General features: G+C 63.3%; 10 protein-coding genes and 3 pseudogenes. 8 read left to right on the top strand and 5 right to left on the bottom strand.

Annotation, left to right across the window (positions count from 1 at the left end):
- Nucleotides 1-1,665: pseudogene (locus CDN36_RS09130) on the top strand (filamentous hemagglutinin); the annotation flags it as partial.
- 7 nt (nt 1,666-1,672) lie between these two features.
- Nucleotides 1,673-2,107 (top strand): hypothetical protein, encoded by a 435-nt coding sequence (locus tag CDN36_RS09125; RefSeq protein WP_287496551.1) that lies wholly within the window; start codon nt 1,673-1,675, stop codon nt 2,105-2,107.
- Between the two features lie 57 nt (nt 2,108-2,164).
- Here CDN36_RS09125 and CDN36_RS09120 read toward each other — a convergent pair.
- Nucleotides 2,165-2,275: pseudogene (locus CDN36_RS09120) on the bottom strand (transposase); the annotation flags it as partial.
- Between the two features lie 845 nt (nt 2,276-3,120).
- Between CDN36_RS09120 and CDN36_RS09115 the strand changes: the two are divergent.
- A complete protein-coding gene (locus CDN36_RS09115; RefSeq protein ID WP_502920351.1) occupies nt 3,121-4,683 on the top strand; it encodes an amino acid permease in 1,563 nt (520 codons plus the stop codon).
- A gap of 134 nt (nt 4,684-4,817) precedes the next feature.
- On the opposite strand, the gene CDN36_RS09110 is transcribed toward CDN36_RS09115, so the two are convergent.
- Both CDN36_RS09110 and CDN36_RS09105 read right to left on the bottom strand, forming a co-directional pair.
- Complete coding sequence (locus tag CDN36_RS09110) at nt 4,818-7,505, bottom strand: autotransporter domain-containing protein (RefSeq protein WP_287496550.1); 2,688 nt, start codon at nt 7,503-7,505, stop codon at nt 4,818-4,820.
- Between the two features lie 502 nt (nt 7,506-8,007).
- A pseudogene (locus CDN36_RS09105) lies at nt 8,008-8,466 on the bottom strand (acetamidase/formamidase family protein); the annotation flags it as partial.
- Nucleotides 8,467-8,646: 180 nt separating this feature from the next.
- Between CDN36_RS09105 and gdhA the strand changes: the two are divergent.
- The 3 genes from gdhA to CDN36_RS09090 all read left to right on the top strand — a co-directional run bounded on the left by gdhA (nt 8,647) and on the right by CDN36_RS09090 (nt 11,142).
- Nucleotides 8,647-9,990, top strand: a complete 1,344-nt coding sequence (gene gdhA / locus CDN36_RS09100; RefSeq protein WP_150555449.1) for an NADP-specific glutamate dehydrogenase — start codon at nt 8,647-8,649, stop codon at nt 9,988-9,990.
- Between the two features lie 369 nt (nt 9,991-10,359).
- Complete coding sequence (locus CDN36_RS09095; protein ID WP_150555448.1) at nt 10,360-10,725, top strand: BON domain-containing protein; 366 nt, start codon at nt 10,360-10,362, stop codon at nt 10,723-10,725.
- A gap of 48 nt (nt 10,726-10,773) precedes the next feature.
- Nucleotides 10,774-11,142 (top strand): hypothetical protein, encoded by a 369-nt coding sequence (locus tag CDN36_RS09090; protein WP_287496549.1) that lies wholly within the window; start codon nt 10,774-10,776, stop codon nt 11,140-11,142.
- A gap of 43 nt (nt 11,143-11,185) precedes the next feature.
- On the opposite strand, the gene CDN36_RS09085 is transcribed toward CDN36_RS09090, so the two are convergent.
- A complete protein-coding gene (locus tag CDN36_RS09085; protein ID WP_287496548.1) occupies nt 11,186-11,875 on the bottom strand; it encodes a DUF4142 domain-containing protein in 690 nt (229 codons plus the stop codon).
- 209 nt (nt 11,876-12,084) lie between these two features.
- On the opposite strand from CDN36_RS09085, the gene CDN36_RS09080 reads away from it, so the two are divergent.
- On the top strand, nt 12,085-12,705 hold the full coding sequence (locus CDN36_RS09080; protein ID WP_287496547.1) for a diguanylate cyclase: 621 nt from the start codon (nt 12,085-12,087) through the stop codon (nt 12,703-12,705).
- Between the two features lie 14 nt (nt 12,706-12,719).
- On the opposite strand, the gene CDN36_RS09075 is transcribed toward CDN36_RS09080, so the two are convergent.
- Entirely contained in the window at nt 12,720-14,081 is a 1,362-nt protein-coding gene (locus CDN36_RS09075; protein WP_150555445.1) for a sigma-54-dependent transcriptional regulator, read from the bottom strand.
- Between the two features lie 214 nt (nt 14,082-14,295).
- Between CDN36_RS09075 and CDN36_RS09070 the strand changes: the two genes are divergently transcribed.
- On the top strand, nt 14,296-15,255 hold the full coding sequence (locus CDN36_RS09070; protein ID WP_287496546.1) for a sigma-54 interaction domain-containing protein: 960 nt from the start codon (nt 14,296-14,298) through the stop codon (nt 15,253-15,255).
- Nucleotides 15,256-15,357 lie beyond the last annotated feature (102 nt).

The raw sequence follows: 15,357 nt of genomic DNA, 5'->3' as shown, positions 1-15,357 counted from the left end.
CAACTGACGACGGGCACGCTGACGTTCTCGGACATCCAAAACCACTCCGACTACAGCGCGAACAGCTTTGGTGTGGGTGGTGGCTTCACGATGGGCAACGGCGGCGCGAATGAGCGCCGGACCGGACCTTCGTCCGGCAAGAACACGGGCGGCATCTCACCGATGCTGCCGCAGTCGGAAAGCGGAAGCGAGCGAGGAACGACGCGTAGCGGCGTAAGCGAGGGGACGATCACACTGACGAACGGCGCGAGCCAGACACAGGACCTCGCAAGTCTGAATCGCGATACTTCGAATCTGAACGAAACGGTGAACCGTACACCGGATCTGCAGAAACTACTGGGTGATCAGTCGCGATTGATGGCGGCTGCAACGGCTGCTGGGGAGGCAGTGGCGCGGGATATTGGGACGTATGCGGACAAAAAGAGAGAGGCGGCGCAAAAGCTGGCCGACGGCACGACCGATCCGGAGTTGAAGGCGCAATACCAGAAAGAGGCAGACGACTGGAAGGAAGGTGGGGACTACCGCGCGGCGATGCACGCGGCGGGTGGAGCGATTGTCGCAGGCCTTGGTGGCGGTAATGCGCTGGGCGGCGCGTTGGGTGCGGGGTTGACGTCGAAGCTGGGCGGGGTGCTGAACGAACTGAGCGACAACATTCAGAAGGCACGTCCGACGGGCAACAAGGATATCGATCAGGCATTGGCGCAGATCGTGGCGACAGGCGTTGGCACTGTGATTGGTGCGGCGGCTGGAGGGAGTTCCGGCGCGTTCACAGGGTTTAACGTCGATCGCTTTAACCGGCAGTTGCATCCGGATGAGAAGGTGCTCGCGCGGAGAATCTTAGAAGATGCAGAGAGTCGCGGCATAGTCAATCCGGATGGTTCACCGATTTCGCTCACGCAGATAGAAAGCACCATGCGTGCAGCTAATAACAGTGCCTATGGAGAAAGCGCTTGGACCGGTGCCGTAGTGAAACTCAATGCCGACACGAAGGCCAGCGAGGTTTACGATAACGAAGGCATGCGCGTATACAGTGACGCGTCCGGTAACAAATATCTCGTTCAGGACGCTGCGATGCTGGCACCGCCTCTTGACGCGCTGCGCGACTTGGTCTTGGCGAGTACGGGAGGGGGAAGTTCGCCGTACAGTTGGAATGTGCCGTCGTCGCAAGCGGTACAGACCAATGGCTCCTCGTCGAAGATTGACCCCTATGGACCGTTTTCACCGGGGTGGAATATTGGTGACAATTCAGCTGGGTTTCAACGGCCGGGTATCCCTTTGCCCGATTACATCACGGCCAGCGGCAACGCCTTGGGTTTGGCGGGAGCAGTCACGTTGAACCTACACAACGGTCAAGTATTTATCGGAGGCGGTGGTTCTGTGCCAGCGGTGTTAGGCGCGAGCGTTGGATTGGGGTGGCTACCGTCGGTCTATGGGTCGCCCAAAAATGAAAAAGCATGGAATACAAATCAACTTCTCGAGGGAGGCGCCTACACGGCAGCGGTCTGTGCCTATGGCGCCTGTGTCGGTGCGAATCACGCTATCGGCGGAAGTACGGCTGTCGAGATCGGTTTGGGAGTTGGTGCACCGACAAAAGCGATAAATCTCGGTGGAAGTGCGGGAACAGGGGTGTCTTTGCCAATGTTCAAAATTCCTATGTCGCAATAGTTGAATCATGTTGAATAAAAAACTCTTTAAACACTATGCAATATCACTAGGGGTAGTGTTGTGGCTGTTCGTCGTCATTTTTGCGATGGGGAAAAATCCATCAACGACCGATGCAAGTGCGAAGATGACGATGATGAAGGCGGATATGGCGCGGATGCTCGCAAACGGAGGGGATGTTATTTATCGAAATGAGAGCGCGAAGTTCGGCGGTGCGCTCTTATCGATCATGATCCGCAAGGCGGCATGGACGGAGCGGCTTCGGGATATGTACATCGAAACTCTTGTGGGTCTCGGCTGGCGTCAGACCCAAACCGGCCCCGCTACTTTCTGTAAAGGGGGCGTGATTGCGGAGATTCACCCAAGCGTCGAAGACTACAAGGGCGTGCCAGTAGTACTTATCGGCATGATGTACGACGCCACGACAATTAACTCGTGCAAATAGTCAACATGTAGGAGCACATCTACTGCCTCAGGAAGTGCTTGATTCAATCGGCAGTCCAGTCGCCTCGCTGATCCCCAGCTTACGGCAAACCTCTTCGACCTTCGTACCTAGCTCCGCTTGCTTCAACGCAAACGCGCTCTGTGCTTTCGTGAACTTGCTCGTCTTCATGGCATGTCTCGCGTCTCAAACGGGCAAAATCATGCCGGATTTTCTACTTTTCAGCGGTACTGTTTTATGGGGCAGGGGCAGAAATTATATTATGGATTTAATTGATGGAATTCAAAATTGGGAATGGAAAAAACCTTGGTGTTGGTGTATTCGTATTTGTACTTGCTTGCTGATTTTGGATTTTTTGCGATTGAAATTCTCTCGAAATTCTGTATTGATTCTATTGTGGTGATTTAGTTTTATTAAAAATCAATCAAATGAGATAATTAAAAATAAACCGATTCAATGATAATCATGCTCTCTGATGTTCGCCAATAGAAAAAAGCAAATGAAAAATCATGGTATTTAAAAATTCTAGATCTTGAGCGCCTATCGAATAGCTGTGTCAGCGATGAGCAGAACGCTTCGTGCCGAATGAGCTCGTCAAGAACGGCGCCGTCGGCAACGTCCCGATACGCCACCACCGCCGCACGCACTTGCGCGGCCACGGGGAGACGTCGAGCCCACGGTATACTTCGGGATTCCCTGAGGGGCGCAGGAACCCTGCGCCGCGGTAATTGGCGACGTCGGCAACCCGCCCAAGGGGGAGCGCTACAGTGATGGTCCGCAGTGACGCCACAACCTTGCGGCTCGGCGAAACCGCCGGTACAACCATCCCGCCGTGGAATCGGAGTTGCAGCCGAAGTCATCGAAAAGCAGGACGGGAATCGAAAAGGCCTTTGATTTTTCAGGCTCTTTTCGTATCCAGGGACCAAAACAACCCCTCTCGAACCAGGCATGAAAATCACGCGGTCGCCTGGGTCACGGCGCCGCGTGACGCATATCAGCTCTTAAGGAAAACAACTTTGGCACTATCGGAACACGACCCGCACCCCGAGGGCGGAAAAGCCGGGGCATCGGCTTCGTCCGAATTGCGCCGTGCGCTGTCGGCGCGACACCTGACAATGATTGCGGTGGGCGGGTCCATCGGAACGGGCCTGTTCGTCGCCTCCGGCGCCACCATCGCCCAGGCGGGGCCGGGCGGCGCGCTGCTTGGTTACGTGCTGATCGGCGTCATGGTCTACTTTCTGATGACGAGCCTCGGCGAGCTGGCCGCCGCGATGCCCGTGTCCGGCTCCTTCTCCACCTACGGCGCGCGCTACGTGGATGAGGGCTTCGGCTTCGCGCTGGGCTGGAACTACTGGTACAACTGGGCCGTCACCGTGGCGGTGGATCTCGTCGCCGCGCAGCTCGTCATGGCGTACTGGTTCCCGGACGTGCCCGGCGTCTATTGGAGCGCCCTCTTCCTCGCCATCACCTTCGGGCTCAACGCGCTATCCGCACGCGGTTTCGGCGAAGCCGAATTCTGGTTCGCGCTGATCAAGGTCGTCGCGGTGCTCGCCTTCGTCGCGATGGGCGTGATGATGCTGCTGGGCATCATCCGCGGTGGCGAGAGCGGCGGGCTCGTCAACTGGACGGTCGGCGACGCGCCCTTCGCCGGCGGCTTCGCCGCCCTGATCGGTGTGGCGATGGTGGTCGGCTTCTCGTTCCAGGGCACGGAACTCATCGGCATCGCCGCGGGAGAATCGAAGGATCCGGCGCGCAACGTGCCGCGCGCGGTGCGTCAGGTGTTCTGGCGCATTCTGCTGTTTTACGTGATGGCGATCCTCGTCATCGGCCTGCTGATTCCGTACACCGACCCTCACCTGCTGCGCAACGAAGTCACCGACGTCAGCGTGAGCCCCTTCGCCCTGATCTTCGAGCGCGCGGGGCTGTTGGGCGCGGCATCGGTCATGAATGCCGTGGTGCTCACCTCCGTGCTGTCGGCAGGCAATTCGGGCATGTACGCGGCCACCCGCATGCTCTACAGCCTGGCGCGCGACGGCAAGGCGCCGCGGTTCTTCAGCCGCGTGTCGCGCAACGGCGTGCCGCTGCGGGCGCTGCTCGCCACGGCTGCGGTGGCCGCGCTGTGCTTCTTCACGTTCGTGTTCAGCCCGAACGCGGTCTACATCTGGTTGCTCAACACCTCCGGCATGACCGGCTTCATTGCATGGCTCGGCATCGCCATCAGCCACTACCGCTTCCGTCGCGGCTACGTCGAACAAGGCCACGATGTGTCGGGCCTGCCATACGTGTCGCCCTTCTTTCCGTTCGGCCCGATTTTCGCCTTTGTCCTGTGCCTGATCATCACGCTCGGCCAGAACTACGAGGCGTTCCTGCAGGACAGGATCGATTGGGGCGGCGTGGTCGCGACTTACATCGGCATTCCGCTGTTCCTGCTGATCTGGGCGGGTTACCGACTGGTGCGCCGGTCGCGTTTCGTGAAGTACGGTGAGATGACATTCCCGATCGCGAAGCCGCGCACGCCTGGTCAATCGCAGCCGCGCGCAGCGGCGCTCGAAAGCCTGCGCAGAGAGGGCCCGCAATGAGGGCGCAATGAAGGCGCAATGAAGGCACAGCGAGGGCACGTAATGGCGATGCTGGCAAGCAGTCCCATGAGCCCCCGGCCTATGGGGCTTCGGGCTAGTGGCAGGACGAGCGACGGTTGCGCTGCGGCCTGCCGTCAAAACGGCGCCGTCACCATCAATCTGACCCCTTGCTGCAGCCCGCCCATGCCGGTGGTCGCGCTGTAGTCGAGGCCGAACACCAGCGCGCGAGTGCTGAGCTTCGCGCCCACGCCGATTTGCACGCGCTCACTTCCATAGGGACTGCCCGGGACGAAATACACCGGCCCGCTGGATGCGAGATCCGCATAGGCCAATCCCGCCAGGCTTTGCCCATTGAAGTCGTGCTGCAATTCGACGCGCAGGTATGGCGCGAGCGTGCCGATGCGCGTGGCCTTCGCGAAGCCCGCACGCACGCCCAGCGTCCCGGACAGCGTATTCACGTTTTGCTTGAAGTACGTCAGCGCATTGAGGCCGGCGCCCGTCTCGCTGTATTGATCGAGCGTCGAGCGCGACGCCGTCAAACGCCCGTATGGCGAGAACAACCACGCGTCGCTGCGATATTCATAGCCCGCCGAGAGCGAGCCAAAGAACTGCTGGCCGTGGCGCTTACCCGTCGCGTAGTCGTTCGCATCGATCACCCAGCGTCGCGAATCGAAGCTCAGCGTGCCGAACCCGGCCACGGCATCGATGAACAACGCCCGGGTCGGGCGGAAGCTCGCATACAGCGCGCCGCTGTAGCTGTCGCCCGTGCTGCGCGTTCCGGAACTGCCGACGTCGGTCGAGTCGTGACCGTAGCCCACGCCGGCCCCCAGCGAGAACTGGTCAGAAAACCGGTAATCCGCGCCCATCGTCACGCCGCCCGTCGTGAAGCGAAATCCCGAACGTTGCGCGGCGGTGTTTGCGAATCCGAAGTCCACCGTCCCCGCCGTCCAGAACGCAAAGCGCCTATCCTCGTTCGCTCGCGGCCCCGGCAGATTCGGCGCACCGCTGTCGCCCGCGCCGATACCGCTCGCTCCCACCGACGCATCTCGCAACCCCTGCAACCCCTGCAACCCCCCCAGCCCGGCGCCGTTCGCCCCGGCGAGGGCCGTCGGACTGACGTTGCCGCGCAGGCAGGCGTCGCGCGCCGAAATGCCCGCGACGTCGTCACAGGGCGACGCATCTCGCCCGCGTCGCGCGTTGGGCAGAACCACGTTCAGCCCGTTGCTCGATGGCGCGCGTCCCGTACCGTGCAGTGCTTCGAGACGCGAGTTGTAGTTCCCGATCTGCGTCGTGGCGAATCGCCGTGCCGTTTCCACCTGCGCACCGATCAGCCCCGTGACATCCGGATCGGCCGACGGGTCGCGGCGCGCTGCCACGGTGACACGTGCCGTCGCCGGGGCCGATGTCGCATTGGCGTTCGATAGTGTGTAGGTGAGGACCGCCGTGCCGGCGAAGGCCGCCGCCGGCGCGAAACGCAGCCGATAGCTGTTGCCCGTCGGCGCGACCGGCGTGGCGACGATCGTGGCGGTGCCCGCATTGGCCGGCGACACCGACACGACGTTCGCGCCGATGAACGGCCCGCCCAGTGCGCCGCCGGTGATGTCGATGTCGGCGATGCCGTTGGCCTCGATCGTCGCCTGCAGGTTCGACGCCGGCACAGGCACCGCCGAAACCGCCACGGTCACGGCGATAGGCGCTGACGTACCGAAGGCATTGGTGAGCGTATAGGCAAAAGATACGTTTCCGCTCGTGGTCGCGCCCGGTGTATACACGATGTCCTCGCCATTCACGATGGCCGTGCCGCTCGAAGGCGGTGTGGAGATCGCCACGCGCGTGAACGGTCCGCCCACCGCATTGGCCGTCGCGCGGATGGTGACCGGCGTGTTCGGTGCCGTCCGCGCCTGCACGGCGGGCGCAGACGGCACCTGATTCGAAGTCGCCGGGTTGATCGTGAGCGGCAAGGATTTCGTTGTGGAAAACGGCGCGCCGGGGCCGGTCGAACTGTCAGTGACCGTGATGGTGACGTTGTAGGGCCCGCCGGCTTGCGTCGGCGTCCCGGCAATGGCGCCATTGGAGATGCCCAACCCCGAAGGCAGACCGGTGATGGCGTAGTTGTAGGGCGCGGTGCCGCCGCTGATGGACAGCGGCTGATTGTACGGCTGCCCGACGGTGCCGGTGGCCAGCGCGGTGGTATTGATCGTCAGTGTCGGCGCCACCGCCGTGTAGGTGAAGCGATCGTTGCCATTGAGGTCGCTCGTGCCGCCGGCGGACGTCACCGTGATATCGACCGTGCCACTGCCGGGCGGCGACGTCACCGTGAGCCTCGTCCCATCGCTGACCATTACGTTGGTTCCCGGGGTTCTGTCGAACAACACGCTGGTGACATCCACGAAATTGGTGCCGGTGATCGTCACGGTCGTCCCGCCCGTTGCGGGGCCGGACGCCGGGGAGACTGCCGAGACGGTCGGTTTGCCCACAAACGTGTATGCGGCGACCATCGAGGTTGTGTCGCCCGGTACGGCAACGGTGACGGTCGCCGGCCCCACCGCCTGTGGCGGCGTGGTCGCGGTGAGGTGCGACGCGTCGACAACGTCGACATTCGTGGCGAACGCGCCCCCGAAACTCACCGTCGTTGCCCCTGGGACGAATCCGCTGCCCGTCAGCGTGACCTGCGTCTGGCCGGCCGAAGGTCCGCTGCGGGGAGAAACCGAGTCGAGCTGCACGGCCGCGACGGCCGATGACGCACTCGAAAACATCAGTACGGCAAGCACGGCGCGAACCCCGTTGCGCCAGGACGCGGGCAGTCCGCCGCGAATATTCATTCTTGTTTCCCCGATTTGCTGACTTCGCTCACGTCGCGACCGGCGCCGACGAGGTGCCGCCGCTGCCGTGTCCTGGTATACGCCCAGACCGTTGCCGTTCGATGAATGTTTTCTAGTGCTGATCAACGCAGGCAAGTTGCGCGAAAGGTTAAAAAAGCTTCAATCCCGCGTCAAGCGCCATGCGGGCCACATCGGTCATCCCGCGAGCCTCGTTGCGGGTCATCACCGAGGTTTTTCGCGCCTTTATGCACCTTTATGCGCCTTTATGCACGTTTGTCGCGGCTGCCGTACCGGCCCGCGCGGTCATCGGCTTCGTATCGCCGTGCAAATATAGCAGTGCAAAAAAGCCCCATGCGTCTCTCGACCACGGGGCGTGACTGCAAGGCGGTTTTTTTCGGCCGGACGACTAGTGACTGATCATCCAGGGGCGCCCGGCCGCTCGCCTGAGGCTAATATGCCCGTGCACCGGCGCGCAGCCGAGGATCGAATACGCCTGCGCTCGCGTTGCGGCAAACGGCGGATTCGCCAGCGGCGGCACGCGCTCAGGCGCCGTGGCGATGAGCCCGGTCTCGCGCGCGTTCCACGTCTCGAGCAACTTGGGGGCGGGCAGGCAGCCGATGAGCACGGGGTGAATCATTCCCGCAAAGCTCACACCGGGCACATGGCGCGAACTCGTGTACAGCCCGTGGAAATCCCATATCGATTTTTGCGCGTGCGGGAAGTGCTCGGTCAGAAACCCGCCCCCGTTCGTCTTCGAAAAGAAACCGTTGAAGCCCCATTGACTGTCCGGCCTGGCGCCAATGTCGAGCAGATCGACCACGAGCAGACCGCCCGGTTTCGCGCCGCGCACACCCACCGGACCCGACAGGAAATGGACGATCGACAGATCGATGTCGCGCACGTCGTCGGCGCTGTCGTCGTTCTTGATGAAGCCGCCGGTCCAGTCATAGGTACAGGCAATGCGTGGCACGGAGGGGCGCGGAATTGCCAGCGTTATGCATTTCCCTTTGCACGACTTGCCATCGCAGCACAACCTGCCGAAAGCCCCATCGGAATTTCCGTATTTTTGCCGTACTGGCGCCCATAAATGGTGCAAAATGCTGTTCCGCCCAAGAACAAGCGCCATTGATTGGCCTCCGAAATGAAATATCAATCACTTGACGAGTTCCTGCGCTCCACCGCCGAGCGCAATCCCGGTCAACCGGAGTTCCTGCAGGCTGTCACGGAGGTGATGGAAAGCCTGTGGCCCTATATTTCGCAGCATCCGAAGTATGCCGAGCACGGCCTGCTGGACCGCCTGGTCGAACCCGAGCGCATCGTCATGTTCCGCGTGTCGTGGGTCGACGATCATGGCGACGTGCAAGTCAATCGCGGCTACCGCATCCAGCACAGCTCGGCCATCGGCCCGTACAAGGGCGGCCTGCGCTTGCACCCGTCGGTCAACCTGTCGATCCTCAAGTTCCTCGCGTTCGAGCAGACCTTCAAGAATGCGCTCACCACGCTGCCCATGGGCGGCGGCAAGGGCGGTTCCGATTTCGACCCGAAGGGCAAGAGCCCCGGTGAAGTCATGCGCTTCTGCCAGGCGTTCGTGACGGAGCTGTTCCGCCACGTCGGCAGCGACACGGACGTGCCCGCGGGCGACATCGGTGTCGGCGCTCGCGAGGTCGGGTTCATGGCCGGCATGATGAAAAAACTCTCGAATCGCGCGGACTGCGTATTTACCGGCAAGGGCCTGTCCTTCGGCGGCTCGCTGATTCGTCCGGAAGCCACCGGTTACGGCACCGTCTACTTTGCCGAAGAAATGCTCAGGCGTTCCGGTCGCGGCTTCGACGGCCTGCGCGTGAGCGTGTCCGGCTCGGGCAACGTCGCGCAGTACGCCGTCGAAAAAGCCATGGCGCTCGGCGCCAAGGTCGTCACGGTGTCGGATTCGAGCGGCACGGTCGTCGACGAGGACGGCTTCACGCCGGAGAAACTCGCCGAGCTGATGGACGTGAAGAATCATCACTACGGCCGCGTGAGCGACTACGCGCAGCGCACCGGTCTCACCTTCCTGGCGGGCCGGCGGCCATGGCACGTGCCGGTCGACGTCGCACTGCCCTGCGCCACGCAAAACGAGCTGAACGACGACGATGCCGCAACGCTCATCGCCAACGGCGTGATCTGCGTCGCCGAAGGTGCCAACATGCCCTCGACCAACGAGGCGGCAAAACGCTTCGAGGGCCACGGCGTTCTGTACGCGCCGGGCAAGGCGAGCAACGCCGGCGGCGTTGCCACGTCGGGGCTGGAGATGAGCCAGAACGCCATGCGCATCTCGTGGCCGCGCGAGGAGGTCGATGCGCGCCTGCACGACATCATGCGCAGCATCCACGAGGTGTGCGTACACCACGGACGCCGCGCCGACGGCTCGGTAAGTTATGTGAGCGGCGCCAACGTTGCCGGCTTCGTGAAGGTGGCCGACGCCATGCTGGCGCAAGGCGTGATCTGAGGGAACGGCGCGAAGCCGCCGGTCCGGACCGGCTCGGCCGGCCTGGCGCGGGGCAGCGACTCGCCCCGGCGCCGGGTAAAAAAAAACGCCGACGCAGCGGCGGAAAGAGGGAGCCTCCACGTGCGGTATCGCGGTGTCCCATCTGTTGCATGAACCTTATCGTTTCCCGAGCAATTGCCGTTCCAGGGCGGCGCGCGTCCGGCGGCGCCAGGCGCGGCGCTCGGGGGCCACGCGGAATTACAACGATATGCAGAAAATTCGCGGCAGACGGGCTGTCATGCCGCGTCCGCGCGTGCGCCAGGATTCGGCACGGAAACTGCTGACATCACCAAAGCAGCGACCCGACGCATTCTCTGGAGCACGACCATCATGACGAATCCACGCAAGAAGGGCTATCTACTTCCGGACGAGCCGGGGGACCCGCGCAGCACCACCTCGTCGGGAGACGGCGGACCGACCCCGATGACGCACTCCTCGTCGCAGCATCCGAGCGGCGATATCGGCCCCGGCGGCCAGGGGGCGCCGGAATTCGGCCGACTCCAGTCGCGCGTGAGCGAGGCGCTGCGCGATCCGCCCGACGGCCGCTATGCGTTTGTCACGTTCAAGCTCTCGGACGGGGAAGTCACGCTGGACGGATGGGTCGCACACGCCGATTTGCGCGACGAGCTCATGCGCACCATTCGCGCCATTCCCGGCGTCACGGACGTCGTTTGCAACATCGGTATCGGCGGCTGACGCCCGCCGCCGCCCGCGAACCGACCCATATTGCGAGGGAGAACGCCCATGAATCGCCCGACATCGGACGACGCTCGCGAGACCCGTGATACCCACGGTGCGCGCGGGGCGCCAGTGTCCCATGACCCCCACGACGCCACGCCCTCGGAGGACGAGCGCATCGACTATCGGCTGCTTCACGAAGACGGCGATGAAGAGACGATCGGCACGCACCACGGACGCATAGGCAACGGCTACTGGCCTGCGCATCACGAGTGCGACGAATACGCGCCGGTGGAGCCTGTCTCCGACGGTCTGTCGACAACCGGTGACGACAGTGAGGTCGAGCGTCGCGCGCGCACGCAGCCCCGCGGCAAGCGCGTGTCGGACCCCGAGCTGACGCCCACATGGGAAGGGCTGGAGGACGATAAACCGTAATGGCGCCGATGGGGCGCACGTCGGCGCAGGCTCGCCCGCGGACTTACCGCTTCGGCGAGACTTTTTTCTCGAGCGCCTGCGCCATGCCGTATTCGCGATTGAGCGTCGTGAGCGCGGAGGTCGCGAACTTCCGGATCTCGGGTATCTGACCGCTCTTGGCCTCGTCCTCGTACACGAGAATGATCTTGCGCAGCGCGGCGGCTCCCGCGATCGACAGGTAATGCCGGTCGACGGTGGCGAGTTGCGTGTTCGCCATCTCGTTGAGGTCGGACTGCCGCGGCGGCGCGTCCGGCGTCTGGATCGAATGCCGCACGCCCAGGCTGTGGAGCGCCTCGGCCAGCTTCTCGTGCTCGAGGCCCATCCGCCCGGCGTAGGCGCGGATTTCCGAGTTTTCCGTCTCGTTCGCGATGACGCGGCTCGCCGCGATCTGATCCCGGCTGAAGCCCACGGCCGCGGCGAGGAATTCACCGTCCATGTCCGTCGCGCTGCGGGCCTGGCCCTCGTCGGTGGTCGCCGGCGACATCGCGTCGTCGCGATGGCCCGCCCCAAGCCCGCTGCCCGCCGCAAAGCTCTGGGTGCAGGCGCCCACGGTCAAGAGCGCGAGCGCCATCGCGCGCCCCGCGCAAAGGCGCCATCGTCCGGCGTTGCCGGCCAGCACCCGATGATTCGCTCGCATGGGGTCTCCCGTCGTCTGGAACGGCGCCGTGGTGGCGCCCACGTCCGGACGCAGCAAGTTGCATGCCGGGCGCGCCGCGTGGCCGAACGTGCTGGAGAATCAGCGTCTCTTGCCGCGCCACGCGGGTCACCGGGTGCAAATTGGAAAAAGTTGTACCGAAGCATTGAAACGGCGGGCCCCCGCGCCATGCCGTTCGCGCCACATCGGCAACACGTCGGGAATGCATCACGAATGCACCGGAAATCCGCCCGAGGGCGTCGGCGGGTATGTCCCTTGCTTGGCATCGACTCTCCGGACTCATTTCGCCCAAGGCCGTGGACGTCAAGGAATTCGTCGATCTGTACATCCGCTACTGGATCATTCCGTTGTGGCTGCTCGCGGGCTTCGCCGACTGGATGTGCCACCGCCGCACGCACATCGAGCGCAATGCGGGTGCGCGCGAGTCCGTGCTGCATCTCGCGCAGATGCTCGAAGTCGGCATCCCGCTGCTGGTGGCGCTGGTATTCAGGATCAACGTGACGGTGATGGCGATCATGGTGCTCGGCCTGATCCTGCACGAGATCACCGCGCTGTGGGATGTCAGCTACGCGAGACAGCGCCGCGAGCTGACGGCGTTCGAGCAGCACGTCCACAGCTTCCTGGAACTGCTGCCGATCACCGCCGTCACGCTCGTCATCGGCGCCAACTTCGATCAATTGCGCGCGCTGCCGCCCGAGCCGGCCGGGGATCGCTTCTCGCTGACGCTGAGCACGACATCACCGGGCTACCTTGCCGGCGCCCTCTCGGCAGCCGTCCTCCTTGCCGGTATTCCCTATTGCGAAGAACTGGTTCGCTGCCTGCGCTACCGGGCCCGCCAAGCGCCCTGCCGGCAGCCGGACCGGCAATGAGCGGAATCCGGGCCTCACGCGGTGCCGGTCTTTTCGTCGTGGGCGCCGTCGAGACGGTTGTACAGCGTCTTCAGACTGACCTCGAGAATCTCCGCGGCATGAGCCTTCACGCCGCCGCACTTCGCCAGCGTGGCGTTGACCAATGCGCGATCCAGCGCTTCGAGCGTGGATTCCACCGGCAGGACCACCGTATCGTCGGATGCGATGGCTTCGTCCGCCTCCAGCATGGCGGGGCGCGGCAGCGACTCGATGACGTCGCCTTCGGTGAGGATGTGGGCGCGTTGCACGAGATTTCGCAGCTCGCGAACGTTGCCGTCCCAGGAATAGTCGCCCAGCGCGTCGAGCGCACTCTGCGAAAACCGCATTCGGCGGCCGCTGCGCTCCGAGAACTCGTGCAGAAACGCGTTGGCGAGCATGGCGATGTCGTCGCCGCGCTCGCGCAACGGCGGCATGGTAATGGGGAACACGTTAAGGCGATGGAAAAGATCCAGACGGAAGGTGCCGCGCTCGACCGCCGCCTCGGGCGCCACATTGGTGGCGGCGACGATTCTCACGTCGACTTCGATTTCCTGATTGCCGCCAAGCCGTGTCAGGCGTCCCGTCTCCAGCACGCGCAACAGCTTGACCTGGGAGGCCAGCGGCATTTCCGTGACTTCGTCGAGAAAGAGCGTGCCGCCGTGGGCGCGCTCGAAGAAGCCCTTGTGTTGACGATCCGCGCCGGTAAAGCTGCCCCGGTCATGCCCGAACAGCTCGCTTTCGACCAGGTTCGCGGCGATCGCGCCGCAGTTGACGGCGACGAAAGGCCCCTTGCGGCGCAGGCTCAGGTCGTGAACGGTCTGCGCTGCGAGTTCCTTGCCGGTGCCGGATTCTCCCGTGAGCATCACCGACGCCTCGCTCGGCGCCACGCGCGCAATGGCTTCATAGATTTTCTGCATCGCCGGCGAACTGCCGAGCATGCGGCCGAACCGGCCGAGACGCTGCAGTTGTGCGCGTAGATCGGCAATCTCCGCGCGAAGCTCGTCGGTGCGGGGCACGCGCGCGAGGATCGAGTCCAGACGCTGCACGTTTATCGGTTTTTGCAGATAGTCGGCGGCGCCGTGGCGCAGCGCCTCGATGGCGGACTCGACGCTGGCGTTCGCCGTCATCGGCACCATCTCGACGTTCAGCCCGCGCGGCACGGCGTCGAACAGTTCCAGGCCGTTGCCATCGGGCAGGTTCAGCTCCATGAACACCACGTCCGGCACTCTGCTGCGGATCTTGCATCGGGCTTCGGCGAGCGTTGCTACCGCATCGTTCGCGAGCTGTTGTGCATTGGCTGCGGCGCCGAGCATCGTGCGCGTGGTTTCGTCGCCGTCAACGATCAATACATAAGGCATGAGTGCTCCGCGTTTCGTATACGAACTATATCGTTGTGCGAGACTTCGTATCTAAGTACAGTCAGATCCGAACGCGCCAATAAATCGTTTCTATCCCGCGGCAGCGGTCGAGAAAAAATATCGATGTAACTAGCTCGCATGTTGGGCCTCTCTATGATTAAGCTGTGCTTCCCTTTGCGATTTACAACTGATGGTCGAGTTCTGGGAGGAATCGATGCTGAAAGTTGGATGCGCCGAGCACCGTTTGATCGGTGAATCGTCGGCGATATGCAACCTGAGAGCGACGATCGAACGATTGGCGCCCACCAACGCGAGCGTGCTGATCGTCGGTGAAACCGGTAGCGGCAAGGAAGTCGTTGCGCGCTATCTTCATGAGAAGGGCCTCAATTCCGCCGGCCCGTTCGTTTCCGTCAACTGCGGCGCCATTCCGGAGGATCTCGCGGAATCGCTGTTCTTCGGCCACGAGCGCGGCAGCTTTACCGGCGCGCATCGCACCAGCGCCGGATATTTCGAGGCCGCGGCCAGCGGCACCGTCCTGCTCGACGAGATCCAGGACATGCCCGCTGGCCTGCAGGTCAAGCTGCTGCGCGCGCTCGAGACGCGCACCGCGTTTCGCGTGGGCGGCACCGAGCCGGTGGCGTTCAATACGCGCATCATCGCCGCCACCAACGGCAACCCCGCGCAAGCCACGCGCAAAGGCAAGTTCCGGGAGGACCTGTTTTTCCGGCTTGCCGCTTTCACGGTGTCGGTGCCGCCCTTGCGGCGGCGCGGCAGCGACGTTTTCGTGCTGGCGGAAATGAAGTTGTCCGAACTGAATGGAAAATGCGGGACGTCGAAATCATTTTCGAAGCGCTCGCTGCAAATCCTCGGCCGGTACCATTGGCCCGGCAACGTGCGCGAACTGCACAACGCGATCGAGCGCGCGTTCATTCTCGCCGACGACGAACTCGAGCTCACGCCCGCACCGGGGCCGAGTGCGAAGGCCATCTTCGAGGGCGGCATGGTGTCGATCCCGGTTGGCGCTCCGCTGTTCGAGGCGCAGCAGTTCATGATCGCGTCGGCGCTGCGCCATTTCGGCGGGGACAAGCCGGCCGCGGCCAGGTCGCTCGGCATCAGCCTCAAGACGCTGTACAACCGCCTGGGCCGCCTGGCGCCCTCGGACGCCGCGCAGTAGGACCCCGCGCAGCAGGGCGCTGCGCAGCGGGCCCCTTCGCAGTCGGGCGCTCCGTCGCGGGGCACATGGCGCGAATAGCACGAATGGCGCGAATGGCGCGAA

The sequence above is a fragment of the Pandoraea sp. CB10b_02 genome (assembly GCF_002216225.1).
Classification (GTDB): domain Bacteria; phylum Pseudomonadota; class Gammaproteobacteria; order Burkholderiales; family Burkholderiaceae; genus Pandoraea; species Pandoraea nosoerga.
The sequence above is the reverse complement of the archived record's forward strand: the minus strand, read 5'-3'. Positions and strand labels throughout refer to the sequence as shown.

What these genes read in the sequence shown, in the direction of transcription:
- CDN36_RS09125 (WP_287496551.1), top strand. Translation starts at nt 1,673, where the DNA reads ATGTTGAATAAAAAACTCTTTAAACACTATGCAATATCACTAGGGGTA.
- gdhA (WP_150555449.1), top strand. Translation starts at nt 8,647, where the DNA reads ATGAAATATCAATCACTTGACGAGTTCCTGCGCTCCACCGCCGAGCGC.
- CDN36_RS09080 (WP_287496547.1), top strand. Translation starts at nt 12,085, where the DNA reads ATGTCCCTTGCTTGGCATCGACTCTCCGGACTCATTTCGCCCAAGGCC.
- CDN36_RS09110 (WP_287496550.1), bottom strand. Translation starts at nt 7,505, where the DNA reads ATGAATATTCGCGGCGGACTGCCCGCGTCCTGGCGCAACGGGGTTCGC.
- CDN36_RS09075 (WP_150555445.1), bottom strand. Translation starts at nt 14,081, where the DNA reads ATGCCTTATGTATTGATCGTTGACGGCGACGAAACCACGCGCACGATG.
- CDN36_RS09095 (WP_150555448.1), top strand. Translation starts at nt 10,360, where the DNA reads ATGACGAATCCACGCAAGAAGGGCTATCTACTTCCGGACGAGCCGGGG.
- CDN36_RS09070 (WP_287496546.1), top strand. Translation starts at nt 14,296, where the DNA reads ATGCTGAAAGTTGGATGCGCCGAGCACCGTTTGATCGGTGAATCGTCG.
- CDN36_RS09090 (WP_287496549.1), top strand. Translation starts at nt 10,774, where the DNA reads ATGAATCGCCCGACATCGGACGACGCTCGCGAGACCCGTGATACCCAC.